This window comes from Bacillus sp. LJBS06 (assembly GCF_016924995.1).
Taxonomy (GTDB): domain Bacteria; phylum Bacillota; class Bacilli; order Bacillales; family Bacillaceae; genus Bacillus; species Bacillus stercoris.
This window is the reverse complement of record NZ_CP070483.1, coordinates 496,263-520,099: the sequence shown is the minus strand read 5'-3', so window position 1 is coordinate 520,099 and position 23,837 is coordinate 496,263. Positions and strand designations below refer to the sequence as shown.

At 44.8% G+C, this 23,837-nt stretch carries 25 protein-coding genes and 1 riboswitch; of the genes, 4 read left to right on the top strand and 21 right to left on the bottom strand.

Features of this window, described 5'->3' with window-relative positions:
- Nucleotide 1: 1 nt before the first annotated feature.
- The 6 genes from rsbRA to acpS all read right to left on the bottom strand — a co-directional run bounded on the left by rsbRA (nucleotide 2) and on the right by acpS (nucleotide 4,524).
- Nucleotides 2-826, bottom strand: a complete 825-nt coding sequence (rsbRA, locus tag JQX68_RS02615; RefSeq protein WP_014662853.1) for an RsbT co-antagonist protein RsbRA — start codon at nucleotides 824-826, stop codon at nucleotides 2-4.
- Nucleotides 827-940: 114 nt separating this feature from the next.
- Nucleotides 941-1,291 (bottom strand): type II toxin-antitoxin system endoribonuclease NdoA, encoded by a 351-nt coding sequence (gene ndoA, locus JQX68_RS02610; RefSeq protein WP_003156187.1) that lies wholly within the window; start codon nucleotides 1,289-1,291, stop codon nucleotides 941-943.
- Between the two features lie 4 nt (nucleotides 1,292-1,295).
- On the bottom strand, nucleotides 1,296-1,577 hold the full coding sequence (gene endB, locus JQX68_RS02605) for a type II toxin-antitoxin system antitoxin EndoAI (RefSeq protein WP_003225183.1): 282 nt from the start codon (nucleotides 1,575-1,577) through the stop codon (nucleotides 1,296-1,298).
- Nucleotides 1,578-1,692: 115 nt separating this feature from the next.
- Entirely contained in the window at nucleotides 1,693-2,862 is a 1,170-nt protein-coding gene (alr, locus tag JQX68_RS02600) for an alanine racemase (RefSeq protein WP_147772929.1), read from the bottom strand.
- A 114-nt stretch (nucleotides 2,863-2,976) separates the two neighbouring features.
- The gene (locus tag JQX68_RS02595; protein WP_080478309.1) at nucleotides 2,977-3,993 is read right to left on the bottom strand and encodes a LolA family protein; all 1,017 of its coding nucleotides are present in this window, start codon (nucleotides 3,991-3,993) and stop codon (nucleotides 2,977-2,979) included.
- Nucleotides 3,994-4,158: 165 nt separating this feature from the next.
- A complete protein-coding gene (acpS, locus tag JQX68_RS02590) occupies nucleotides 4,159-4,524 on the bottom strand; it encodes a holo-ACP synthase (protein ID WP_014475874.1) in 366 nt (121 codons plus the stop codon).
- A gap of 94 nt (nucleotides 4,525-4,618) precedes the next feature.
- Here acpS and JQX68_RS02585 point away from each other — a divergent pair, with 94 nt between their 5' ends.
- Complete coding sequence (locus JQX68_RS02585) at nucleotides 4,619-5,218, top strand: rhomboid family intramembrane serine protease (protein ID WP_040084115.1); 600 nt, start codon at nucleotides 4,619-4,621, stop codon at nucleotides 5,216-5,218.
- 251 nt (nucleotides 5,219-5,469) lie between these two features.
- On the opposite strand, the gene JQX68_RS02580 is transcribed toward JQX68_RS02585, so the two are convergent.
- From JQX68_RS02580 to JQX68_RS02560, 5 genes are all read right to left on the bottom strand, one after another.
- Nucleotides 5,470-6,951 (bottom strand): PH domain-containing protein, encoded by a 1,482-nt coding sequence (locus JQX68_RS02580; RefSeq protein WP_147772928.1) that lies wholly within the window; start codon nucleotides 6,949-6,951, stop codon nucleotides 5,470-5,472.
- Nucleotides 6,941-7,420 carry a PH domain-containing protein gene (locus JQX68_RS02575; RefSeq protein ID WP_014662848.1) on the bottom strand — a complete coding sequence of 160 codons (480 nt, stop codon included), beginning with the start codon at nucleotides 7,418-7,420 and terminating at the stop codon, nucleotides 6,941-6,943. The genes JQX68_RS02580 and JQX68_RS02575 overlap by 11 nt, the downstream gene beginning before the upstream one ends.
- Nucleotides 7,421-7,592: 172 nt before the next feature.
- Nucleotides 7,593-9,077 (bottom strand): degradosome RNA helicase CshA, encoded by a 1,485-nt coding sequence (cshA, locus tag JQX68_RS02570; RefSeq protein WP_003246685.1) that lies wholly within the window; start codon nucleotides 9,075-9,077, stop codon nucleotides 7,593-7,595.
- A 400-nt stretch (nucleotides 9,078-9,477) separates the two neighbouring features.
- Nucleotides 9,478-10,851, bottom strand: coding sequence for a UDP-N-acetylmuramoyl-tripeptide--D-alanyl-D-alanine ligase (locus tag JQX68_RS02565; protein WP_147772927.1), 1,374 nt, complete (start codon nucleotides 10,849-10,851; stop codon nucleotides 9,478-9,480).
- Nucleotides 10,852-10,922: 71 nt separating this feature from the next.
- Complete coding sequence (locus tag JQX68_RS02560) at nucleotides 10,923-12,008, bottom strand: D-alanine--D-alanine ligase (protein WP_014662845.1); 1,086 nt, start codon at nucleotides 12,006-12,008, stop codon at nucleotides 10,923-10,925.
- Nucleotides 12,009-12,161: 153 nt separating this feature from the next.
- Here JQX68_RS02560 and JQX68_RS02555 point away from each other — a divergent pair, with 153 nt between their 5' ends.
- Nucleotides 12,162-12,482, top strand: coding sequence for a thioredoxin family protein (locus tag JQX68_RS02555; RefSeq protein ID WP_003234326.1), 321 nt, complete (start codon nucleotides 12,162-12,164; stop codon nucleotides 12,480-12,482).
- 14 nt (nucleotides 12,483-12,496) lie between these two features.
- Here the strand turns inward: JQX68_RS02555 and JQX68_RS02550 are convergent, their stop codons facing one another.
- A complete protein-coding gene (locus JQX68_RS02550; RefSeq protein WP_014662844.1) occupies nucleotides 12,497-13,369 on the bottom strand; it encodes a cation diffusion facilitator family transporter in 873 nt (290 codons plus the stop codon).
- 246 nt (nucleotides 13,370-13,615) lie between these two features.
- Here JQX68_RS02550 and JQX68_RS02545 point away from each other — a divergent pair, with 246 nt between their 5' ends.
- A complete protein-coding gene (locus JQX68_RS02545; protein ID WP_003225157.1) occupies nucleotides 13,616-13,780 on the top strand; it encodes a Fur-regulated basic protein FbpA in 165 nt (54 codons plus the stop codon).
- Nucleotides 13,734-13,913, top strand: a complete 180-nt coding sequence (fbpB, locus tag JQX68_RS02540; RefSeq protein ID WP_080478162.1) for a Fur-regulated basic protein FbpB — start codon at nucleotides 13,734-13,736, stop codon at nucleotides 13,911-13,913. The genes JQX68_RS02545 and fbpB overlap by 47 nt, the downstream gene beginning before the upstream one ends.
- A gap of 23 nt (nucleotides 13,914-13,936) precedes the next feature.
- Here fbpB and JQX68_RS02535 read toward each other — a convergent pair whose 3' ends face one another.
- The 9 genes from JQX68_RS02535 to dctS all read right to left on the bottom strand — a co-directional run bounded on the left by JQX68_RS02535 (nucleotide 13,937) and on the right by dctS (nucleotide 23,771).
- The gene (locus JQX68_RS02535) at nucleotides 13,937-15,082 is read right to left on the bottom strand and encodes an acyl-CoA dehydrogenase family protein (protein ID WP_147772926.1); all 1,146 of its coding nucleotides are present in this window, start codon (nucleotides 15,080-15,082) and stop codon (nucleotides 13,937-13,939) included.
- Between the two features lie 129 nt (nucleotides 15,083-15,211).
- Nucleotides 15,212-15,547 carry a hypothetical protein gene (locus JQX68_RS02530; protein ID WP_003225151.1) on the bottom strand — a complete coding sequence of 112 codons (336 nt, stop codon included), beginning with the start codon at nucleotides 15,545-15,547 and terminating at the stop codon, nucleotides 15,212-15,214.
- A gap of 94 nt (nucleotides 15,548-15,641) precedes the next feature.
- A complete protein-coding gene (locus JQX68_RS02525; protein ID WP_014662842.1) occupies nucleotides 15,642-16,409 on the bottom strand; it encodes a DUF2705 family protein in 768 nt (255 codons plus the stop codon).
- Nucleotides 16,402-17,328, bottom strand: coding sequence for an ABC transporter ATP-binding protein (locus JQX68_RS02520; protein ID WP_040084122.1), 927 nt, complete (start codon nucleotides 17,326-17,328; stop codon nucleotides 16,402-16,404). The genes JQX68_RS02525 and JQX68_RS02520 overlap by 8 nt, the downstream gene beginning before the upstream one ends.
- Before the next feature lie 90 nt (nucleotides 17,329-17,418).
- Entirely contained in the window at nucleotides 17,419-18,657 is a 1,239-nt protein-coding gene (locus JQX68_RS02515) for a dicarboxylate/amino acid:cation symporter (RefSeq protein ID WP_041521244.1), read from the bottom strand.
- A gap of 72 nt (nucleotides 18,658-18,729) precedes the next feature.
- A riboswitch (cyclic di-AMP (ydaO/yuaA leader) is annotated at nucleotides 18,730-18,860 on the bottom strand.
- Between the two features lie 48 nt (nucleotides 18,861-18,908).
- Nucleotides 18,909-19,961, bottom strand: a complete 1,053-nt coding sequence (locus JQX68_RS02510; RefSeq protein WP_014662839.1) for an AI-2E family transporter — start codon at nucleotides 19,959-19,961, stop codon at nucleotides 18,909-18,911.
- Nucleotides 19,962-20,108: 147 nt separating this feature from the next.
- Nucleotides 20,109-21,374, bottom strand: a complete 1,266-nt coding sequence (dctP, locus tag JQX68_RS02505; RefSeq protein WP_014475862.1) for a C4-dicarboxylate transporter DctP — start codon at nucleotides 21,372-21,374, stop codon at nucleotides 20,109-20,111.
- A 119-nt stretch (nucleotides 21,375-21,493) separates the two neighbouring features.
- Entirely contained in the window at nucleotides 21,494-22,174 is a 681-nt protein-coding gene (gene dctR / locus JQX68_RS02500) for a two-component system response regulator DctR (protein ID WP_205440513.1), read from the bottom strand.
- Entirely contained in the window at nucleotides 22,164-23,771 is a 1,608-nt protein-coding gene (gene dctS / locus JQX68_RS02495; RefSeq protein ID WP_014662837.1) for a two-component system sensor histidine kinase DctS, read from the bottom strand. The genes dctR and dctS overlap by 11 nt, the downstream gene beginning before the upstream one ends.
- Nucleotides 23,772-23,837: the final 66 nt, after the last annotated feature.

Genomic DNA, 23,837 nt, shown 5'->3' with positions numbered 1-23,837 from the left:
GTTATTCCCCCAATGAAACGATTTTTCGATCCGTCATTTCCAACGCTGTTTGAATTCCTTTTTGCAGGGTATTCTTAGTTATAACTTGGGATAAATCAATCCCCAGGTTAACGATGGTTTGAGCAATTTCCGGGCGGATTCCGGCCAGCAGGCATTTTGCTCCGACAAGCCTTACCGCTTCTGATGCCTGAATAATATGATGGGCAACCATCGTATCGACGACAGGGACACCGGTAATGTCAATCAGCACGACCTGGGAACGGTGTTTGACAACGCCATTAAGAAGGTTTTCCATAATTCGTTTCGCGCGTTCTGTATCAATTGTTCCAACTAGCGGCATCACGGTGATATTTTCAAACACCGGAATAAGCGGTGCAGACAGCTCCTGCAGCGCGATCTTTTGCAGGGATACTGTTTTTTCCCATGAGATTGAGTATTGATTAAAAATTTCTGTGTTAATCGGGCTGAAAAATCGGTCAATCTGCCAGATTAACTCCGTGCTCTCTTGATCTGGCAATCTCTTATCATTCATTTTCGTGTAGAGACGTTTCCAGAATTCAGCAAGCGCAGTAGCCAAAAACTTCAAAGAAATTCCGATTTGGACCGCCCGAAGCGCCAGTTCACTGATTTGGCTTTCAGCAGCGTTTTCGTCCTTAACAGACAGCAGCAGAATGTCGATATACTCTTTAGATATATTTTCATACACTTGGTCAGTCAGCTGATAGGATTCTTGATCGCTTAATTCTTTTAGTGTGTCAGTCCACAGTTGGAGCAGTTCATTTTGATTTTCGGCAATGAACTGGTATACAGTCTGGTTCGACATCAAATTCGCTTACCTCCCAATAAAAAACAACATATTTTTTCGTTATTTCATTATTATATCGTTTATGTTTTTTGAAAACAAAAAAAGTTGCTCTTTGTGAGCAACCTGCAAATATGTCTAAAAATCAATGAGTGCCAAACTGATTTGCAAGGCTTCATCAACCTTATCCATCATTTCATCATCCAGATGAGTAATCTTATCCGTTAACCTTTGCTTGTCAATCGTCCGAATTTGCTCCAGCAAAATAACGGAATCTCTTTCAAAACCGTAGCGTTTTGCATCGATTTCGACGTGGGTTGGTAATTTCGCTTTCTGTATTTGTGCTGTTATGGCTGCAACAATAGCAGTTGGGCTGAAGCGATTTCCGATGTCATTTTGGATCACTAAAACCGGGCGCACCCCGCCTTGCTCTGAGCCAACAACAGGAGATAAATCAGCAAAATAAACATCGCCGCGTTTCACAATCAAATGATTATCCTCCGCTGACTAAGCGCTCAACTGTCGTTTCAGCCTCGCACTCCGCAAAGTGAGCCTCAGAAGAAATATTCAGGTTGATTTTCGCCATTTCCATATAGCCGCGTCTCATCAAATCACGGTTGTGACGAGTTGTTCGTTCGCTGACATACGCTCTCACTGCTTGTGATATCAGTTCGTTTCTGCTTCGTTTCTCCCGCATCGCTACACCATCCAATTCAGCTACTAGGTTTTCGGGCAAGCTGATTTTCATTTCGGTTCTTGCGCTGGATTCAGACAAAAAACATACACCTCCACCAAACTTACGGATACGACTCTTTTATCCATCCAGTGATAATGATACCATTATTCACTCTTCAAGCAAAGCTGTTTTATAAATTCGCCATATAAGTAAGCTAATTGCTTATATTGACCTGCAACAAAGGATTTCTTACTTCCATTATACTCCCATTTTCCAAAAACATACGGGGAACGCGGGAACTTATTGTACAGGCCACTTCATAGTTAATGGTTTCGAGCCTTCCTGCAATCTCATCCATGGAAATATATTCATCTCCCTGCCGGCCTATTAATGTGACTTTTGTGCCCGGCGGATATTCCTGATCCAGCTCCACCATAAATTGGTCCATGCAAATTCGGCCGGCAATTTTTAGGCGTTTTCCCTTCACAAGGATGTCGGTCCCCTTCAATTTTCGGAGCCAGCCATCCGCATAGCCTACAGGCACCGTCCCGATCCATGTGTCTTTTTCTGCTGTGTACTCGGCTCCGTAGCTGACGCTCTCGCCTTTTCTGATCAGTTTGACATGCGACAGCGTCGAATGCAGGGTGAATGCCGGACGCAGCTGAAACGGTATCTCGTCCGAAATGTCAGCAGACGGGCGAAGGCCATACATGCCGATGCCGAATCTGACTGCATTAAAAAAGCCTTTTTTCAGCCGAAGTCCGGCGGCGCTGTTCGCGCAGTGGACCATCAAATTCTTTAACGGCAGCGGAGCAATCAGCTCTTTAAAACGCTCAAACTGCTTTAAGAAATAGCCTCTTTCTTTTTCATCTGCTGTCGCAAAATGGGTAAATACCCCTTTGCACTTTAAACGGGGGTTGCGGTCAAGAATGGCCATCACATTCTGAACTTCTTCCTCTGTTTTGACACCAAGCCTGTTCATCCCCGTATCGACCTTCAGATGAAAATGAAGAGAACCTTTTTTCGTGTGGCGGGCTGCCTCCTGAAGCCATTCAACGGAATAACCTGTTAAGGTCACGTCATACTCCGCAGCGATTGCCACATACTCCGGGGGAACCGCGCCGAGCACCAATATAGGCGCCTTCAAGCCCTTTTTACGCAGTGAAATCGCTTCATCCAAAATGGCTACGGCCAAGCATGAAGCACCTGCGTCAAGAGCAGCCTTTGCTGTTTCTGCATCACCATGCCCGTAGGCGTTTGCTTTCACAACTGCCATTAGCTGGACATGTTCACCGATATGTTCTTTCATATTGCTGACATTTTCCTTTATCGCGGACAAGTCAATTTCCGCCCACGTATCCCTGTAAAAAGGTTTTGTGCTCATTACGACACTTCCTAGCTTTTATTCAATATCATTTACATATCATACTAAAATTAAAGGCCAAAGGGAAACGATGTCTAACGAAAAAAAGGCCAAATCATGTTTGGCCTTTGGCGGTTATTTCGATGATTGTCCCTGCATGCTTTTCGCTACTGTCACCATTTCCTCTTTAGAAAGATCTTTAGAAGAGAGAAGGTAATCAACGCCGTCATATGTCCATGATAATGATGCATCCGACAAAGCGCCGATGGTGTAGCCGAGATTTACCGGTTCGCCGTTCAGGGTAACGGAGGAGGAGGCCTTGGCAATTTGGGCTTTTTCCTGAATTAACGTAAATGATTTTTCTCCTCCGTACGTCATGATGATGCGCTTCCCGTCTTCAGTAGAGATATCTTTTTCTTCAAGCAGCTTTACGCCAAGCGGCAGTTCCAGCGGCGTTTTGACCGCGAATGTATCGGAAGGCTTCGCGCTTGTGGCAACATCCATTTGAGAAAGGGTCATATTTTTCTTTTCGTCAAATGATTCTTTATCAAATTGTTTATTAAATTCAAAGTTGCTGAATTCTACTTTGACCATCACTTTCCGGTCAGTATCCATCACTTTGACAGATGACGGGCTCATATCCTTTTTGTTAAATGTGATTTCTTGCGTCGGCAGCATTTTGTTATGCTGATAGTTTGTTTTTGTTTCGAATACGTATTTCTTTTCTTTCGCTGTGAAAACTGCATCCGAATCGTTTTGAACATCCTTTACGAGCGATTCAAACAGATAGACCTGACTGCTGTTGTTCGGCCAGTCGCTTTGAAATCTGAAGCTCTTATTTAAAGACGGCGTGAGAACGAATACTCCGTTTTCATTTCGTAAAATGACTTGGTTTTGGTCCTTTTTCGGATTTTCTAAATAAACCCTGTACAGAGACGGCTTTTTGTGCCAGATTTCCACATTGTATACTTGAGGCTCACTCCCTGTCTCGATGGTCATTTTCGCTTTTGCTTTGTACGAGGTGTATTCTTTCGCCTTTTCATCTAACCCGGCCACAATATCTTGCTGTGTTTTTTGCCCGCAGGCAGAAAGAATAAGAACAGCAAGCAGTCCCGTTAAAAGCAAAACAAAGCTTTTTCTCACCTTTTTCAACCCCTTTTTCTCAATTGATGTAAAAGGAAGAAATCGCTTGTTTGACTTTAACGGTACGCTCGGTACACGTTTAGGCAGAACAGATGCGTACCATAAAAGCCTCAAACAACTTGTCTCCCTTAATGCACTATCAAATATATGAGTGGGGTTTCCCTAATATGCAGACTAGCTTGACAACCTTTCAATCACAACCTGCGCGGCAGCATATTCTTTTGTGTGAGTGATTGATACGTGAACGGCGGCCTGGCTCAGTTTGGTACAAATGATGTAAGGCTTGCCATTTTGGTCTTTCCTAATTTCAATGTCCTGAAAGCTGAGCTGCCTCCCTATACCGGTGCCAAATGCTTTCGAGAACGCTTCTTTTGCCGCGAATCTGCCTGCGAGAAATTCGATTTTTCTTTTCTCTGAAAGCTCATGGTATTGATCAAGCTCGCTTCGCGTCAAAATCCGCTCGGCAAACCTTTTCTGGCGTCCAGCCATAGAGGCGATCCGTTTAAGCTCGGTAATATCAAGTCCAATGCCGTAAATCATGCATGATTACCTCCTTTGCGCACGTACTATTTAAATGGTTTGTCTCATAAACGTGTTACTATAGATATACCAAAATGAAGAAAAGGGGCTCGGAATGTTTATACGGACTGAAAATTTTCAAACGTTTATCAGGCTTTATCCCGTTGTCACCTTTATATTGGCTTTACAAGCTGTTCTCTGGCTGTTTTTTTCACTCCCTGTCCATTCAGTCGTTTTATGGAGGGATACTGTCGCAGGCTATAATCTAGGTGTGGCTAACGGTGAATGGTGGCGGCTAATCACACCGATTTTGCTGCACGCCGGTTTCACACATCTGCTGTTTAATTCCATGTCCATCTTTTTATTTGCCCCCGCTTTAGAACGCATGCTGGGAAAAGCGCGTTTCCTTCTTGTGTACGCCGGCTCCGGCATCATCGGCAATATCGGCACGTATGTTACAGAGCCGCTTGATTACGTGCATGTCGGGGCTTCAGGCGCCATTTTCGGGCTATTCGGCGTGTACCTGTTTATGGTTCTTTTTCGCAACGAGCTAATTGGGCAGGAGCATTCCAAAATGATCATCACACTGCTCGCATTTGCCGTTCTCATGTCGTTTATCAACTCCAATATTAACATGATGGCTCATCTGTTTGGACTATGCGGCGGGTTTCTTCTATCGTTTTTGTGTGTGCAAAAAAAAGAGCGGCGGTATTAACCGTCGCTTCAGATTGTTGACAAAACCCTAAAATGGTTTTCATTTTAGGATTTTGTCATCTTTTCAGCGTGATTGAAAACCCTTGAAGTCTAGGAAGGACATGCATAGGAGCGGACATTCACAGGATGTGATGACGACGGCGTTTAGGCAGGACGCCTGAGAATTTAGCCGTTGATCCACTTCGCATTGAGCACCGAAGCGCAGTCCTGACAACGAATGCGAGGGTTTGCCGACACGCTGGAGCGGCGGTATTAACCGTCCGCTTTTTCATATGAGTACCAGTTTAAAATGAAGGCTGCATCCTCTTCACCTACATCCCTCACCGTTAATTCTTCCATGTGGCTCGATGATTTCACTGAAGTAGAAATGGTATACAGGCGGCCTTTCTTTTGGAAATAGGATTGGCTGAACTTGCAAACCTGCATTCGTTTTTTGAGTACAATGGCGGTTGTTCTGCCTATAAATCTAGACGTCAGCTGCAGACGGTTCCCGTTGATTGTCCACGCAGCGTCTTTATACGCGAGATAGCCGTAAAACAATTCAATCGGCAGCAGAATGACCGACAGGTAGCCCCAGGGCTGAAAGAAAATACATAACGGAATGATCAAAAAGAGCGAAAAAATGACAGAACGGAACAAATAGCGTTTCAACGCGCGCCGCGGCAGGCGGCGGCTGTTTTCTTCCAGCGTGTATTCCGGCGTAAATGTTCGAAGCATGTGCGGAAGCTTTTTTTTATGAATCATTGGAAAGAGAATGGTCAACGCACCTTCTTCTTTTTCCCAGTCGCCGCCGCCCGCACTGACGATGGACACCGTTACAAAGCCGAAAAGCTGCCGGATGATGTTTTCTTTTATTTTAATGGCTTGTATTTTTCGCAACGGAATCGTGACTTGATGTTTTTCAATAATTCCTCTTGAAATCACCAGTTCCTGCTCTTTTTTTATGATTTGAAAGTTCGCGTATCTAAACATCATGCCCGCAATGCTGAAAATCCAGGCAATAAATAAACCGATAAAAATGAGTACCGCGTAAATACCGATGCTGGCGTGCTGAAGAAAGGAAAATTTATCGAATAACCAATCCATCGGCAATACTTCATCGAGCTGGGAAATAAGCGCAAATACAGCCGAGATAATGACTCCGATTCCGCCGGAGGTAGAAGCGGCCATGAGCAATTCTTTCGCGTTCATGCGATAGTGCTCTTGCACCTCAACGGCAGGATCTAACTCCTCCTCAGCTTCAAGCTGTTCATCATCAAGTTCATTTTCTCGTCTTTGCGCTTTTTTCTTAAAGACAGCTTCTTTGATGCGTTCAGCCTCTTCCACAGAAATAGCAGAAAGAACGGCTTCTGCCTCCTTGCCTCCGCCCGCTGTTTCAATTTGCAGCTTCACAAGCTTAAAGATTTGCTGGACAAGGCCCGCGCTCGTATTCATCGTTTGAATTCGATCAATCGATATGTATCGCTTTTTCGTCACAAATAAGCCTTCTTCGATTCTAAATTCATCATCTTCAATTCGATAGGTAAACCTTCTCCATTTGATGATGCTTGCCGCTACAAGCCAGATGAACAGCACACCGAGCGCAATGGCTCCGTAAAAACGGACAGTATGGTTTGAATTGACGATATACACAAAAAAGAATGGCAGAATGATATTTTTTATTGTTTGAATAATGGTATGGCATAAATTCAAAATGACTGCTGCCGGGTGCAGGCGTTTCGGTTCAGACATCATCGTCAGTCACCCTTGCCAGACGGGAAATGGAGTCTCTCAGCCGGTCCGCTTCCTCCATCTCTAAAGCGGGGATCGAATGAACGGTCGCAGCCGTGGAAATTTTCACTGTTGCCAGATTGTATTTTTTCAATAATGGCCCTTGCGACGTATCAACGTGCTGAACCCTGACCATCGGGACAATCACACGTGTCACCACAAAAATACCTGACTGAATATCTATTTCATGTTCATGGACTTCATATCGCCACACCTTATGACGGACCTTCGGAATGAGAAAGACCGTCACAATCGATCCCAGCAGCCAAACTGCGCCGAGCACGCCGCTGATCCAGTACGGCCAATGAAAATAATAGCTTAACACTGCAACTGCTATGACGATAAGCAAGCAAACAGCGGATATGATGATCTCTTGAAGTCGCCAAACCTTTAATCCGTCTGGACTGATTTGGTTTTTTGGCTGCTCTCTCAAAAATACCTACCTCCCTTTTTTTCGTCGTTACTTATACGTCTCTTGTACGGAAAGGTTTCATTCTTAAGCATACATAGAAAAATGGCTTCCGTCAGCTGAAAGTTTGCTGAATCACAAATCGTGAATATAAAAAAGCCCAAAACATCATGTTTTGGGCTCTGAATCGATCGATTTAGTAAGATTTTTTCTGGCGTCTGTCACCTGACGAACGGCGATCGTTTGAACGCTTTTTGTCGTAGGAAGAACGGTTGTTGCTTTTCCCTTTTCCGCCGCGGTAGCCGCCGCCTTGGCCGTCTCTGCGTTTAGAAGAGCGCTGGTTTTTGTAGCGTTTGCTGACCATCGGTGCTTCGTCTGTTAAGCGAACCGGTGTGTCGTCTGGCTCTTTTGTAGCCATTTTGATAGCCGCCGCAACCACTGTTACTGCATCATGATCTTCAAGCAGCTCAGCTGCCGCTGTCATGTAGAAGTTCAGGTTGTTTTCACTGATTGTTGTGCGAAGACGTTCAACAGTAACCTGTTGCTGGCCTTCTAACGCTTCATCAAGTGTAGGCTCCTTCATGCGGTCCATTTTGCGTTTTGTTGTTTGTTCAATTGCGCGAAGCATGCTTTTCTCACGCGGTGTAATAAACGTCATTGCCATACCTGTTTTTCCTGCACGGCCCGTTCTTCCGATACGGTGAACGTAGCTTTCAGGATCTTGCGGCACATCAAAGTTGTACACGTGTGTTACGCCTGAAATATCAAGTCCGCGAGCGGCAACATCAGTTGCGACAAGAACTTCGATTGCGCCTTCTTTGAATTTACGAAGCGCAACCATACGTTTCGCCTGCGTTAAGTCACCGTGAATTCCTTCAGCTGCATACCCGCGAAGGTTCAGGGCTTCAGCCAGCTCATCGACACGGCGTTTTGTACGTCCGAATACGATCGCAAGCTCAGGAGACTGAATGTCAAGAAGTCGAGTCAGTGTATCGAATTTTTTGCGTTCTTGCACTTCCAAATAGAACTGCTGAATGTTAGAAACCGTCATTTCTTTCGCTTTTACTTTTACGTGTTCCGGCTCAGTCATAAAGCGCTCTGCAATGCGTTTGATCGGCGCAGGCATCGTAGCAGAGAACAGAAGTGTCTGATGCTCGCTCGGCACGTTTGAAAGGATAGATTCAATGTCGTCAATGAATCCCATGTTCAGCATTTCATCCGCTTCATCCATTACAACAGTATTTACATTGTTTAAACGAATTGTGCGGCGGTTGATGTGGTCAAGAAGACGGCCAGGTGTTCCGACAATAATATTCGGATTCTTCTTTAACGCCCGGATTTGTCGTCCAATATCCTGTCCGCCGTAAATAGGAAGAACCTTCGCACGTTTATCTTGTCCGATTTTATATAATTCTTCAGATACTTGAATGGCTAATTCACGGGTTGGCGCGATAACGATTGCTTGAATATTAGGAGACTCGGGGTTAATTTTTTCAACAAGGGGTATACCAAACGCAGCTGTTTTACCTGTACCTGTTTGCGCTTGTCCAATGACGTCTTTATTTGAAAGTCCGAGCGGTATTGTTTGTGCCTGAATCGGTGTTGCTTCTTCAAATCCCATACGATTAATTGCTTTCATGAGATCAGAACTTAAATTAAAATCTTGAAACGTTATAGTCAAATTATTCAAACTCCTTCTAATTGCTGTTTCAGTAATGTCGTGATTTACCACTTATAAAACTGCCCTTTAGACAAAAAGGACAGGATCCATCCGTATACAAAGCCCGAATTACTTTAAGTTTTATCTTACCATTACACTATTTGTTTTTCAATAAGATGAGAAGCAGATCGGCTTCTCGAATATGCCGGCTGTTGCTCCATCCGCTCCCATTTGTCCGGCGGAGAACTTTGGGCAGCGGATGAAAAGGCCGGACGAATATGTTCGTATCGCGAAATAACCTATATATATTGTATCATAGCCGCAGCCGGCCAGATATACATAATTTCCGGCCGGCATACATTAGTGTTTGCACATCGTATGATTTTATGATGTAATATGATTTTTTTCACAAATTATTTTCTTAAGAAAGCGGGCTCTCTATTAAATCTTTAACGATTTCTTCAAGCTTCATACCTCTGGACGCTTTGAATAAAATCAAATCGCCTTTTGATGCGTTTTCCTTCACAGCTTGGAGGAGATCTTTTTTCTCAGTGTAGTGGCTGACACGGTCTTTCTCAAAGTGTTTCAGTGCGCCTTCCGCGATAAAAGCTCCCAGTTTTCCGTACGTAAAAACGCGGTCAATTTTTTCAGGGCTGATCACAGCGCCGCACTCTTGATGGAACGTTTCTTCAAGATCGCCGAGTTCAAGCATATCGCCGAGCACGAGCATTTTTTTGCCATAGCCTTCAAGACTTTCTGTCAATTGAATCGCAGCTTTCATGGAGGTCGGACTCGCATTATAAGCGTCATTGATTATCGAAAGGCCGCTGTCTGTTTTAATGAGTTCAAGTCTCATGCCGGTTACCCTTAGGCCGCTCAGTCCTGTTGCCGCATCCTCAGGCGTGATGCCAAAATTAGCCCCAGCAGCAATTGCAGCCATGGCGTTCATCACATTGTGCTTGCCGAGTATCGGAATAAAAAACGATGTTTCCATCCCTTTGATTGTAAAATGGGTGCCTTCCTCACTCTGGCTGACATCCTGAAGCTGATAATCATTATGCGCTCCCGTTCCGTACGTTTTCGTCCGGCAGCTGTATGCATTTTGAAGGAGCGGTTCGTCCCCGATATAAATCAGCACTCCATCTTCTTTAAGCCCGTTAATGATTTCAAGCTTCGCCTCCGCGATACCCTCTCTAGAGCCAAGGTCTTGCATATGCGATTCGCCGATATTCGTAATCACTGCCGCATCCGGGTTTGCCAGGCGGCTCAAAAGGTCAATTTCTCCTTTGGCGCTCATTCCCATCTCCAATACGGCGATCTCCGTATTTTCAGGCATCGCTAAAACCGTCAGCGGCAGACCGATATGATTATTGAAGTTTCCTCCTGTTTTGTGGACACGGAACCGGGTTCCCAGGACGGCGTGAATCATATCTTTCGTTGTCGTTTTGCCGTTGCTTCCGGTTACTCCGATGACACGCGTGCCAAGCTCCTGCAAATAGGCTTTTGCAAGCTGCTGAAGTGCGGTAAGGGTATCATCCACTAAAATGACGGCGTGATTCTCAGGCGGATTTGGTTCTGACCGATCCCAAAGAACGGCCGCTACACCGGCTTCAAAAGCCTTTTCCACAAAAGCGTGGCCGTCAAAACGTTCCCCTTTCAGCGGAATGAAAAGCTGATGTTGTTCCAGTTTTCTTGTATCGGTTGCCACTCCATGAATGACTGTTTGTTCATATTTCGGATTTGTCAATGTGCCATTGACCATTTCAGCAATGTTTTTTACTGTTCGCTTAATCAAGTGAGGTCCCTCTCTTTCTTTTGTATATACGGGAAAAAACACTGCCCTTTTACCGGCAGTGTCCTTCTTCATTAGAATGTATGCTTGATCAATTGTTTTTCAGCGTGGCGTTCTTTTGCAAGCTCCACAAGCTGTTCAATCAGGTCAGCGTATTCCACACCAGCTTCTTTCCAGAGCAGCGGGAACATGCTGAAAGGTGTAAAGCCAGGCATTGTGTTGACTTCATTGATCAGAACTTCGCCGTCAGCTGTCAGGAAAAAGTCCGCTCTGACGAGTCCTGAACCATCGATCGCTTTAAACGCTTTGATCGCCATATCACTGATTGTTGCGTATTCCTCTTCGGTGACAATCGCCGGAATCATCAGATCAGTATCTCCATCCTCATATTTCGCTTTGTAATCGTAGAAATCCGTCTTCGGTGCGATTTCTCCCACAACAGAGCATTTAGGATCGTCATTTCCAAGAACGCCGATTTCGATCTCGCGGCCGTTGATGCCTTCTTCGACGACGACTTTGCGGTCATATTGGAAAGCAAGCTCAAACGCTTTTTGCAGTTCTTCACGGTTTCGGCATTTGCTGATTCCGACACTTGAACCAAGGTTTGCCGGTTTTACGAAGCAAGGGTAGCCTAGTTCCTGTTCAACCTGCTCACAGCATTCTTTCGGAGAACGAGTCCAATCCTTCTTAAGGAAAGCTGCGTATTTAGCTTGAGCAAGGCCGGCCTGCGCGAATAAATGTTTCATGACGACTTTGTCCATGCCTGCTGAGGAAGCAAGTACTCCGTTGCCGACATAAGGAATGTTCAAGAGCTCTAGCATCCCTTGGATCGTACCGTCTTCTCCGTTCGGTCCGTGGAGGAGCGGGAATACGACGTCGATTGCTTCATTTTGCTGTGACGCTTCCTGCGGAAACATCTCCTGGTTCAGGGCAGCTGGAGAAAAAGCACTGCCTCCTTGCTCAAATTGAAGCATTTTCACGTTTGAAACAGGCTCAGTTAAACGGGCGCCTCTAACCCATTCGCCTTTTTCTGTTATATAAATCGGATGTATATCAAACTTCTCAGTATTTAGCGCTTTGATTACAGCCAGAGCTGTCTGCAGGGAAACATTATGTTCTGCCGACTTTCCTCCGTACACTAATCCTAGACTTGTTTTCAATGGATACTCCCCCCACTACAATTCATCTTTACTATCTTATCACTTTCACAAGAAAATGATCTAATTATTTTTGGGCATGCTGATGTTGAATGCATTTGTATGTAATTCCTTTTTATTTTATATTAAAATGACATTGAAAAGGAGATGTGACATATGAAAAAAATCACAACGAACGAACAATTTAATGAACTGATTCAATCTGATAAAGAAATCATTGTAAAGTTTTATGCTGATTGGTGCCCAGACTGCACACGCATGAATATGTTCATCGGCGATATTTTGGAAGAATATAATCAAAACGACTGGTATGAGCTGAATAAGGACGAGCTTCCTGACTTGGCTGAAAAATACCAAGTGATGGGCATTCCCAGCCTGCTTATCTTCAAAAACGGTGAAAAAACAGCTCACCTTCACAGCGCCAATGCCAAAACGCCTGAAGAAGTGACTGAATTTTTATCTGAACATATAAGCTAATTCGTTAAACAGCCTTATTTTATGTCGTCGGGCTCTACATGAACATGAACATGAGTGACATCGTGTTCATGTTTTATTTTGTCTTCTACTTCATCAGCCACTCCATGACCTTCTTCTACTGTAAGCTTCGGATCAACCGTAATGACCATTTCGATATGAACTGTGCTGCCTAAATACCTCGCTTTCACATCCTTTAAGCGATGCACATTTCCGATCCTCGCGACGGTCTGTCTGTAAGGCTCAAGATCTTTTAAATGGAAGCCGTCTGTTAAAGAATGTGAAGCGTCTTTAAAGATATCCCACGCCGTTTTGCAAATGATGATGCCGATGATAAAAGCCGTTACCGGATCAATCCACGGCAGCTGCAGCTGGGACGAAAAAACACCGATAAACGCGCCGGCACTTACAAAAGCGTCTGACCTGCTGTCCTTTGCCGCTGCCATCAGGGCAGAGCTTTTAATGGACGCTGCCAGCCTTTTGTTATATACATAGATGCCATACATAAACACAGCACTGCCTAACGCCGTCCATGCCGCGATAAGATTGGGCGTTTCCGTTGTGCCTCCCGCAATCGCTTTTCCTCCGCCGATTAACACTTCAATGCCGACTGCCATCATAATAAAAGACGCAATAAGAGACGAAATTGTTTCAGCCCGATAATGGCCGTACGGATGATCGCTGTCAGCTGGCCTTTGGGAAATCCGCAATCCTATGAACACCGCTAAGGACGCAACAATATCTGTTCCATTATTTAACCCGTCTGCTCTCAGCGCTTCAGAATGATATAGAATCCCAATGACTAGCTTCACAACAGCAAGGATGACATATGCAAAAATATTGAGGAGCGCCCCTTTTTCTCCCTTTTTCAGATTTTCTGTCCGCTCCATTGTATACCAGCCTCCATTCTATTACATAGTATGGTTCAAAACATGAAAAATAGCAGAACTGCGTTCAATGAAGCGGGACATTTCGACAGTAAATATTGCCCGGGAAACTTTTTGTCGATTTGTTGAATGTTTGTAAATTGGCAAAGAATAGGACTGTTTTCACCTTTACAGGCTATTGCGGGCATTGTATACTGAAGTTAATTGATAATGATTATCAATATCGTTCGATTGGAGGTTGGTGACACAATGACACCTCAGTCTGCAGAAATCAGAAAAAAACAGCTCATTCATCTGTTAATACAGAATGGTATATACAAAAAGTCAAAGCGTCATCTGTATGAATTGTCGCTGACGGAGTTAGAAAGTGAATACAAACATGTCAGGAGGGCGCCGGAGCATGCCGAAGCGTAAAATAAAAACTTACCAACAGCTGATCCAGGAAAACAAAGAGGCGATTATGGGCAATCCAAAGCTGATGAATGTTATTTATGACAGGATCGACCGCAAGCATCAAAAAAATCTGCAAGAGCAAAACAATACATAAAAAGAGCCGGAAAGGCTCTTTTTTTATGACTCAAACGCTTCTGCTGCCAGGGTGTGTATCACGGCGTCATCCATCGGCGGGTTATGGAGACCGGCGCGTACATCACGGTAATAGCGCTGAAGCGGGTTGGTTCGTTCAAGGCTTTTGGCTCCGACAATTCTCATCGCTTTATCAACAACAGACAACGCAGCGTTTGTGACGATATGTTTCGCTACACCGAGCTCGCTTGTCAAGTGTGGACGCCGTTCCGGATCGTCATATAATTGAGCGATATGGAAAAGAAAGTGTCTGGCATTAAGCAGTTCAAGCTCCATTTCACCTGTCCTTTGCTGTACGGCCGGGACATTCTTGATCGGTCCCTTCAAACTGTTTGGAGAATACTCAGAGGCAAATTGCACTGCATAGTCACGCGCAGCTTGTGCCACACCAAGATAAATCGCCGGAATGTGAAGCAGCCAGCCATTCGGCTTAGCTCCACGAGGCCCTTGAAGCAATTCAACCAGCTTATTCTCTTCAAGCATGACTTCGTTCAGTACAAGATCATGGCTCCCTGTCGCCCGCATCGCCATCATATCCCACGTTTCTTCAATCGACAAACCGGGATCATCTTTATGAATGAGAAACACGCCTGTTGTTTGTTTGTCTTCAATCCATGCGGTTACTAAAAAATAATCCAGTGCTTGTGACATCGTCGTAAAGGTTTTTCTTCCATTCACTGCCCATTTGCCATCCTTTTTGACGGCGTTTGTACCCGGACGCCCTCCTCTCGTCGGGCTTCCGGTTTTCGCTTCAGTCGCCGCCCTGTTAATGACGGCTCCGTTTTGGACTTCCTTGGCAACAAATGCAAATACGTCTTCATCCCAGCTGTTTCCTTCTCCAAGCTCCCCGATTACGCTCAAATGCCAGCCGATGCTAAGAGCCGCAGGAGCATCTCCCCGTGCAAGCCGTTCTTGAAACAAGAGCATTTCGTAAACAGAAATGCCCCCTCCGCCATGAGAAGCTGGCAATGTTAATGCCGTATAGCCAGCATCACGCAGTTTTTGTATTTTCTCCACAGGAAAACGTCCCTGTTCGTCATCTTCAGCAGCTGTTTGCTGAAATTCATCCGCAATCCGTCCGATTTTCTCCATCCATTGCCGCTGTTGATCGTTTTGTATAAATAATGACATCCGGCAGCCCCCCAAATTTTAATTCCGATAAATTTAATATGTATTATAGATTTCCTGTCTTTTTTCCGCAACTGTTAATCTTTTTGTCCAGTATAGAAAAACACGCCGTTCCCCTAGGGAACAGCGCGATTACACAGGATTTGCATCCCGGTCTTGTTTCATGCCGAGATAAATCAGCATATATGTCAGGTAACCCATTGTCATCACCAGGCCGCCAAAGAAAAAGCTTGAGAAAATCGGCTCTTCAAAAGCGGTCACTGCAGCCAACACAATCCAGCTGGCATACAGATAGATGATAAAATAGCGAATGCCCGTCTTCATTTTATATATCATGTACAGCCCCACGAGAGAAAACAACCCTAGCGCGAGCCTGAAATAAACAAGATGTTCAAACTGAAACATGAATGACACAAATGAGAATCCAAGCAGCAATACGATCGGTAAAGCGGTAATAAAGTTCCTCAATCGAGACACCTCCGTCAGTACCTTTAGTATAAACCAAAATATCAAATGATATTGATTTACGTGAGCTTTTTCACAAAAATGTCATTCCTTGCCTTTAGACCCGAACATCCCGTTTACAGAAGCACCACCAGCCAACGACGATGAAGAATATCGCGTGTATGATGAGAATCCCAATTGAAAACAATGGCGTCATGCCTGAAAACAACGCTGTCTCTCCGCTTCTGTATTGTGTAAAGTCAGTGTTCGCAAAAAGCAAAAAGCTTCCCCACTTGTTTTCAAACAACTTCATGAGCTGAACAAGTGTACTCGCTCCGTATAAAACGACAAAGGAAACAACAACTGCTACCGCGCTATTTCGGAACAGCGAAGAACAAAGCAGGCCGAATAATCCCATCATCACGGCTTCAAGCCAGTTTGATCCGATCAGCGCCAAGGTGTTGATCAGCAATGTCTGTGATTCAGAGGTCACGGATGTGCCAAAAAACACGAGACCGAATAATAAAGCCAAAATGTAGTATGCCACATACAAATAAAAGCTGACCATTACGACTGTGATTAATTTTGACCAAAAAACCTTTTGGCGTTTAACCGGCCGAATGAGCAGGAATTTGATCGTCTTTTTATCAAATTCCATCGAAATAATTGTCGCTGCAATCACGATCGTTAAGGCCTGCAGCAAAATGTTCAGGCTCGGTGTATACGATAAATAACCGATGAAGTTTTCATCTGTCCCGGCACTGACGACAATCCGTTTAATGATCAATGCCATGAAGAATTGGAAGACAGCCATCAGGATCAGAGAAACCAAAGTGACCTTCCGATTAAAAAGTTTCATATGTTCATTCCAAATTAATTTAGACAAGCTCTTCTCCCTCCTCTTGATGAGCAGTCGTCGCTTTTATAAATTCGTCTTCCAGTGATTGCGTGTAAGGCGTAATGGAGAATACATTCAGACCTTGTCCGACAAGTGATCGGTTCAGCTCCGGAATGTTTTCTTTTGCTACCTCAACTACAATCGTCCCAGCTTGGCGCTCAGCTTGATATTGATTACCTGTCAGCCAATTGAGCGCTTTTTCTTGCGGCTGCACTTCTATAATCGCTTTTTCTGTGGTTTGACCAGTTCCTTGTAAGCTGACTTCCGCTTTGATCTCACCCTTTTGAATGATGATGACACGGTCGCACAGATCTTCAACCTCGCGCAATAAATGAGTGGCGAACAGGACTGCTGTTCCTTCCACTTCTGCGAGCTCCTTAATATGATCTCGAAAATCCTTCATCCCCGCAGGATCGAGGCCATTTGTCGGTTCATCTAGAATGAGAAGCTTCGGTCGGTGAAGAATTGCCTGAGCTATTCCCAGACGCTGCCGCATTCCAAGAGAATAGGTTTTCACTTTATCATGAATGGCTGACGTCAGCCCGACACGTTCCACCACTTCATCAAGCCGTTCATCCGTTATTTTCCTGTGCATATTCGCAAAGTGCTTGAGGTTTTCCCAGCCTGTCAGGTACGGATAGAACTCAGGGTTCTCGACGATCGCTCCAACCGCTTCCATCGCTTTTTCAAACTCTGTATCATGCTGGAATCCGCTGATTGTCACGCTTCCGCTGTTTTGTTTTAGCAGCCCGACGATGATACGGATAAGTGTTGTTTTTCCGGAACCATTCGGACCAAGCAGACCGATGATTTCACCCTCCATGACGTCCATGCTGATCTGTTTTAAAATCGCTTTAGACCCAATCTTTTTATCGAGGCCTTCAATATGTAAAATCGGCTCAGCCATAAAGCCTTCCTCCTTTTTCAACCAAAAATAAACAGTGCCCAAAATTAGGCACTGTTTGTATTATAGCATTTGTTGCTTCCAAATGTTTGGTTAAACCGATAGAGTCGGCGCTTGCTCAGTCTGCTTATTCTTTTCGGTTTCTGTAATGATGACAGCGCAGGCCGCGTCACCTGTTGTGTTCACCACTGTACGGAGCATATCAAGCAAGCGGTCAATTCCAAGAATCAATCCGATTCCCTCGACAGGCAGGCCGACAGATTGAAGCACCATGGCTAGCATAATCAAACCGACTCCCGGAACACCAGCGGTTCCGACACTTGCCAGCACAGCCGTCAGTATTACCATCAGCAGCTGCGTAAATGTCAGATCATGCCCGAACACCTGCGCGATGAAGACAGTGGCTACCCCTTGCATGATGGCTGTTCCGTCCATATTAATTGTTGCACCGAGCGGCTGGACGAAGCTGCTGATCGGCTCAGGCACTTTTAATTTTTTCTGAGCCACATCCATAGATACCGGGAGTGTCGCATTGCTGCTGGAAGTACTGAACGCCACAACCATAACCTCTGAGAAATCTTTAAAGAACGTGATCGGATTTCTTCTGGCTAAAAGCGCTACTGTAGATCCGTAGGTAACGACTGCATGTATCAGCAATGCAACGGTTACCACAACCATGTACAATCCCATCGCTTTCATTGCACTGAATCCTTGGCTTCCGATAGCTGTCGCAATCAGACCGAATGTACCATACGGAGCGAACTTCATGACAAGATTCACCAAGTACATCATCAATTCATTTCCTTGTTCAACGACTTTGAGAAGCATATCCGCTTTTTTTCCGAGCATTGTAATCCCTAGTCCGACAAAAATGGCAAAAGCAATAATTTGCAGCATATTTCCTTCCGTCATCGCTTGAACAGGGTTGGTCGGAATAATGTTTAACAGAGTGTCTGCAATGCTTGGGGCTTTTTCAGCAGTGAATTCGGCAGATGAAGTATCATACGTTCCGAACTCTCCCGGTTTGATGACAAGAGCTAAAATGATGGCAATCGTAATCGCGACTGCAGTCGTGATGAGAAAATAAGAAATGGCTTTCACGCCGATTCTGCCAAGCTTCTTAGGATCGCCCAGCCCGGCTACTCCCAGCGTCAGTGAGAAAAAGACAATCGGAACGACAAGCATTTTAATGAGGTTTAAAAAGATGGTGCCTAGAGGACCAAATACAAACTTATTTAAATTTTCAAATAATTCAGGTGATGTTACGTTAAGAATAATCCCCGTCACAGCACCCAGCACCAATGCAATGATAATCTTTGTAGCCAGCTTCATCCGCATTCCTCCCTCTTTTGAAAAAAGCCCGCGAGAGACTCCCGCGGGCTTTGGCTATACAATCAAACCACAGGACTCTCTCTTCACGCTGATGAGGTTAGCTGACGGGTTCGGACGAAGAGATGTCCGTTTTTCAGATGAAAAATTAACCCCAAAAGATTGGGTCCCCCACTCCTTGTTATAGGATTAAGCGTGTGGCTTACTATTATATGATCTATTTTATTTATACAGAAAAGATCCAATTTTGTAAACTATTTTTTGTTACTTTTTTCTCTGGATCTTTTAGGTCGATCCTCCTTGTTGGTGACATCAAGAATATCAAGGAGAAATACAAAGATCGGAATCCCGATAATTAAGCCCCAAATGCCGAAAAAATGTTCAGAGAAAATGAGTACTGTGAAGGTGAAAAAGATTGGCAGCTCTGTTTTCGCAGACATCAGCTTTGGATTTAAGAAATAGGTTTCGATCGCATGAATGGCGAATATGACAAGCACAATGTAAAGCACATACATTCCGCCGCCAGTGCTGTAGGCGATAATGCTGAGCGGAATCAGGGAAATGACGACGCCTGCCACAGGGATCAATCCAAGGAAGAACACCATAATAGACAGCCCAAACAGCTGCGGGAAGTGCATAATCCAAAGCGCGATAAACGTCAGAATACAATTGACGAGCGCAATGATAAATTGTGCCTCAAGCACTTTGCCGAACGTTCTGGCAAATTTGCTTCCGAAAAAAGCAATTTCCTCATAAAAGACCCTCAGTTTGCTCGTTTTAAATTTCGCCATGAATTCAGAAAGGCGTTTTTTCTCAAATAAGAAAAACATGCTGAGGATAAGCGCCATCACGACCTGCAAACCGAATGTGCTGATATCGGCCAGATACGTATACACTACATTGAAGCCCTCTTTGACATATGAACTGATGTTGATATCTCCGAAAACACTGGTGATCTCATCAAAGAAAGGGATGCTGTCAGGGTGATACGCAATATGTTTAATCTGCTTGACCAGCTGCTGGATCTGCGCGGCGACGACCGGATAAAATACAAAACCTCCGACTGTTAGCAGCACAGCAAGCAGCATGTAAAGAAACGTAATGACAACCCGCTGGCTTACGCGGAAGAACTGGCTTACAAACTGCCGCACGACAAGCTCCAAACGATCCATTAAAAACGTGAAAATGAAGGTAAGCAATATTAAGTTGATCATGCTCTTAAATAGATATAACACACCAGTTAACACGACAAAGATGGAAAAACGCCTTACTCCCGGGTGCTGAAAAAATTTAACTAAAGCGGCCATTTATACACTCCTGTTAGGACAAACGTCCTTCATTCAATATAGTATCCATTTGTAAATTATATAACAAAAAAATGCTGAGGTCTCTGTCCTTACCTTAATAATTCTTAAACAATTAAAAAAACGGCCCATGAATGGGCCGTTCTTTTTTCAAACTGCTGTTTTCATTTTTTTCATGCCTTCAACAGCCTCTACGCTTTTTGCTTCATCAAATTCATTTTCGCTTTTTGCAACAATGATCGTAGCGATTCCATTTCCGATCAGGTTCACAATGGCTCTTCCTTCACTCATGAAACGGTCTACACCAAGCAGGAGTGCAAGACCCTCCAGCGGAATGACCTGAAGCGCTGACAGCGTTGATGCAAGGACGATAAATCCGCTCCCCGTCACACCTGCCGCTCCCTTCGATGTCAGCATCAGAACGAGGATAATCGTAATTTGCTGGCCGATGCTGAGATCTACTCCAAACACCTGTGCCAAAAAGACCGTCGCCATTGATAAATAAATGGATGTGCCGTCGAGGTTAAACGAATAGCCCGTCGGAATCACAAGCCCGACAACGGATTTGGAACAGCCGTAGCGCTCCATTTTATCCATCATACGCGGAAGCACCGATTCGGAAGAGCTTGTGCCAAGCACGATCAGAAGCTCATCTTTAATGAAGCGCAGGTAATTCCACAGGCTGAATCCGTAAAGCTTGCAGATGATATTTAAAGCAACAAATACGAACAGGAACATCGTAATATAAACAGACATCATTAAGCTTGCCAGCGGTTTGATGGAATCGAGCCCGAAGTGCCCGATCGTATACGCCATCGCCCCGAATGCCCCGATTGGCGCGGCTCGCATAATGTAGCCGATAATTTTGAAAAAGACGTGAGAAACCTTGTCGAAGAAATCAATGACGCTTTTCCCTTTTTCACCTAATGCCGCAAGACCGACTCCGAAAAGAATAGAAAAGAATAAGACCTGCAAAATGTCCCCTTTTGCGAAGGCATCAACCATGTTGGACGGAACAATGTGTGTCACAAATTCAATCCAGTCGATTCCCTGACCGCCATTTTGCGTGTATTGTGATACATCTCCCTTTTCAAGCTTGCTGTAATCAAGACCCGCACCCGGCTTCATGATGTTGACGACAAATAAACCGATAATGAGTGCGAGGGTGGTGACAACCTCGAAATAGATAAACGCTTTTCCCCCTACTTTTCCAACCTTCTTCATATCGCCCATTTTTGCAATCCCGAGAACGATTGTGAAGAAAATGATTGGTGCGATCACCATTTTAACAGCGTTGATAAATGTATCGCCAAGCGGTTTCATTTCTTTGCCGACATCCGGCCAGACCAGCCCGACAATGACCCCGATGATGACCGCGGTTATGACCTGAACTGTTAAATTTTTAAACAGTTTCATATCCTTCATCCCCCTGTCCTATTCGCCTTTGTGTCTTTCTTACTAGAATGATAGCGTTTTCATATAGTCTGGGGAAGTTTATGATCATAACGGACATTTTGGTCTTTTTGGTCTCAGGTTTATCCTTTTAACACGTAGCGGTTGACCGGCCGGCCGACTCCGCCATATTGAACGTCCAATTTGATGATCCCGGTTTTTTCTAAGTAATCAAGATATCGTCTGGCTGTCACTCTGGCGATGCCGAGCGCCTTGGCGACCTCTTCCGCAGAAAGGGATGCGGTTTGCCGTTTCAAAAAAGCAGTGACTTCATTCATCGTGAAGTGATTCAACCCTTTCGGCAGATCCTGTACGGCCTGCTGCGGAATATTCAGGATCGCATCGAGCTGTTCCTGGGACAGCGTATCATTCGCTTCGATTTTTTGTTTATATTGCTTGTACTTTTCGAGCGCCTGTCTCATTCGCTCAAGCTTAAACGGCTTTAAGATATAGTCAACCGCCCCGTTTTGCAGCATAAGAGAGATCGTTTCCTTGTCTTTTGCAGCGGAGACGACAATGACATCCACTTCAAGCTTTTGCTTTCTAATCTCCTGCAAAGTCTTGATGCCGTCTTTTTTCGGCATGTACACATCGAGAATGACGAGATCAGGCTGTTCTTCTTTAATCAGCTTAATGCCTTCCTCTCCGTTTCCTGCTGTTGCACAGATAGTAAAGCCTTTAACAGTTGTAATAAAATCCTTATTGACCTCTTGAACCATCGGATCGTCTTCAATGAGCAGAACCTTCCATTCTTTACGAGCCATGCTGTGCTTCCTCCCCCTTCATTGGAAAAACGATAGAAAAAGATGTCCCCTGCCCCGCATGTGAATCAACTTCTATCGTACCCGATCCTTTGTCTATGATTTGTTTCACTAAATACAGGCCATAGCCTGTGCCGCCTGTTTTATTGACCGTAAAACCTTTGTCATAAAGGTGCGGCATATGTGCCTGTTCAATCCCGCAGCCGTTATCTTCTATTAAAATAGCAAGGATATCATCCGTTTGTTCGATGCTAATGTCAATTCGTTTGTCATCTGATTGAACGGTTTCAAAAGAACCGAAGGCATTTTCAATCAGATTCCCCAAAAGCACGACGATATCATGCTGATCAACATGCTCGGGAAATTGCTGAAGACTGCTGTTTTCATCTATATGAACAGCAATGCCGAGCTCCCTTCCCCTTCTGATTTTACTTAATAGAAGGCCGGCCGCAGCGTCATTTTGAATCGAGCGGTGCAAAAATTCAGTCACATTTTCCTGCTCAGTTGATGCCTGGAATGCAAGCTGCAAGGCTTTTTCAGATTTCCCCAGCTGGATGAGACCGGCGATCGTGTGCAGCTTATTCATATGCTCATGATTTTGGACACGGAGCGCCTCCACAAAGTTTCTGACACCAGTCAATTCCTCTGCCATCTTGGCTGCTTCCGTTCTGTCCTGAAAAATCGCGACGGCGCCGATCACTTTTTTCTTCATGACGATCGGAATTCTGCTGCTCATGATGACCTTACCGCTGACACGAATTTCTTCATTATAAACCGCTTTGTTTCGCTCCACGATTTCGGGCAGGCGCGAATCCTTGAGAACCTCCCAGATCACCTTGCCGATCAGATCCCCCTGCACTTCAAAGATCTGTTTCGCTTTTTCATTGAAAATCGTAATGATGAGACGGTTGTCAATGGCGATCACCCCTTCATTCATCGAGTGAAACGTCGCCGTCCGCTCTTCATACATTCGGACAATCTCATGTGGCTCAAGCTGAAACATTTGTTTTTTGATATGACGGGCAAGCAAAAAGGAACCCGCAAGCCCGAAGCCGAGTGTCAGCACAACAATGAATGCGATATCACGCTTTAAATGAAGCAGGATGTCAGCAATCCCCGGCAGCGTTTTTCCGACAAGCACCACGCCAATTTGGTTGAGGTCGTGATCCTTAACCGGATAAAAAGCGCGAACCGCCGTGCCGATCTCACCCTTTGCTTCAGAGAAATAAATGTGCTCCGCAAACGCCGCCTCCTCGTCTGCTCCCTCTGATTTCTTGCCAATGCTAGTGCTGACAGGATGCGTATATCGAATGTGATTCATATCCATGACGACAATATAGTCTGCTTCATTAATCATCCTGATTTCTTCAACCGCATGGCGAACCGCTTCTGTTCGTTTTTTTTGCGTCAAAGCTTCTTTCACTTCTGTCATCTCTGACACCGTCCGGGCCGTATTCATCAGCCGCTTTTTCAGCTCCCGCTCCTCTGTATGCTGAATGTTGCCGATGAGCACAATGCCGCCGATCAAAAAGGAGAAAATGACGAGGATATAGGATAAGATCGTGATTTTCCAACGGATTGAGAGCTTCTTTTTGTTCATCAGCTTCTCCTTTCAGGTCTTTACGAATGTCATTGCCCCCATTATCCTTAACATAGGGGAGGGCTT

Coding starts and splice junctions, on each gene's coding strand:
- alr (WP_147772929.1), bottom strand. CDS start 2,862: ATGAGCACAAAACCTTTTTACAGGGATACGTGGGCGGAAATTGACTTG.
- acpS (WP_014475874.1), bottom strand. CDS start 4,524: ATGATTTACGGCATTGGACTTGATATTACCGAGCTTAAACGGATCGCC.
- JQX68_RS02585 (WP_040084115.1), top strand. CDS start 4,619: ATGTTTATACGGACTGAAAATTTTCAAACGTTTATCAGGCTTTATCCC.
- JQX68_RS02580 (WP_147772928.1), bottom strand. CDS start 6,951: ATGATGTCTGAACCGAAACGCCTGCACCCGGCAGCAGTCATTTTGAAT.
- JQX68_RS02555 (WP_003234326.1), top strand. CDS start 12,162: ATGAAAAAAATCACAACGAACGAACAATTTAATGAACTGATTCAATCT.
- JQX68_RS02550 (WP_014662844.1), bottom strand. CDS start 13,369: ATGGAGCGGACAGAAAATCTGAAAAAGGGAGAAAAAGGGGCGCTCCTC.
- JQX68_RS02545 (WP_003225157.1), top strand. CDS start 13,616: ATGACACCTCAGTCTGCAGAAATCAGAAAAAAACAGCTCATTCATCTG.
- JQX68_RS02535 (WP_147772926.1), bottom strand. CDS start 15,082: ATGTCATTATTTATACAAAACGATCAACAGCGGCAATGGATGGAGAAA.
- JQX68_RS02520 (WP_040084122.1), bottom strand. CDS start 17,328: ATGGCTGAGCCGATTTTACATATTGAAGGCCTCGATAAAAAGATTGGG.
- JQX68_RS02515 (WP_041521244.1), bottom strand. CDS start 18,657: ATGAAGCTGGCTACAAAGATTATCATTGCATTGGTGCTGGGTGCTGTG.
- JQX68_RS02510 (WP_014662839.1), bottom strand. CDS start 19,961: ATGGCCGCTTTAGTTAAATTTTTTCAGCACCCGGGAGTAAGGCGTTTT.
- dctP (WP_014475862.1), bottom strand. CDS start 21,374: ATGAAACTGTTTAAAAATTTAACAGTTCAGGTCATAACCGCGGTCATC.
- dctR (WP_205440513.1), bottom strand. CDS start 22,174: ATGGCTCGTAAAGAATGGAAGGTTCTGCTCATTGAAGACGATCCGATG.
- dctS (WP_014662837.1), bottom strand. CDS start 23,771: ATGAACAAAAAGAAGCTCTCAATCCGTTGGAAAATCACGATCTTATCC.